General features: G+C 64.7%; 1 protein-coding gene. It reads right to left on the bottom strand.

Going from position 1 to position 747, the window contains the following annotated elements; genetic code table 11:
- Window positions 1-164 precede the first annotated feature (164 nt).
- Window positions 165-747 (bottom strand): GlxA family transcriptional regulator (locus EOC06_RS38135; protein ID WP_164899041.1); only part of this gene is annotated, 583 nt, incomplete at its 5' end.

Genomic DNA, 747 nt, shown 5'->3' with positions numbered 1-747 from the left:
ATGGTGCTGATTTGCGCCGGTGACCCGCCGCTCAGGCGGGTTTTTCGTTTGATGCACCCGACAGCCAACGCGGCGCGAAGGCTCCGAAAGAACCCGTTACCCGAATTCGCTACCCTGGCCCGATGCGCCGGGCCGAATGCCGAACTTTTCAGCGGAAGCGGAATTCAGTAAGTCGTGCGGCGCTCTTCCGAGGGCGGCCTGCCGAATTGCAGCCGGTAGCTTTGGGCGAAGTAGGAATGCGAGGTGAAGCCGGTCGCTATCGCCACATCGAGGATCGGCATGTTGGTCTGGCGCAGCAGTTCGCGCGCCCGCTCCAGCCGCAGCCGCATGTAATAACGGCCAGGCGTGACGCTGAGGTGGCGCAGGAACAGGCGCTCGACCTGGCGCACCGAAAGGCCGGCGGATTTGGCCAGCTGCACTGCCGACAGCGGCTCGTCGAGATGGTCGGCCATCAGTTCGACGATGCGCCTGAGCTTCTCCGACTTGCCGGTCAGGTCGCGTTCCGGGCCGACGCGCTGGCGGTCGCCGGCCGAGCGGATGCGTTCGTGCTGGAACTGGTTGGCGACGCCATTGGCGAGGTTCGAGCCGAAATCGCCGCGCACGATCTCCAGCATCAGGTCGATCGAAGTGGTGCCGCCGGCACAGGTGTAGCGCTTGCGGTCGATCTCGAAGACGTTGCCGGTGCAGTTGATGTCGGGGAAGCGCTCGACGAAGCCGGCACGGTTTTCCCAATGGATGGTGCAGCGA

This window comes from Mesorhizobium sp. M7A.F.Ca.MR.362.00.0.0 (genome assembly GCF_004023175.1).
GTDB lineage: Bacteria > Pseudomonadota > Alphaproteobacteria > Rhizobiales > Rhizobiaceae > Mesorhizobium.
The sequence above is the reverse complement of the archived record's forward strand: the minus strand, read 5'-3'. Positions and strand labels throughout refer to the sequence as shown.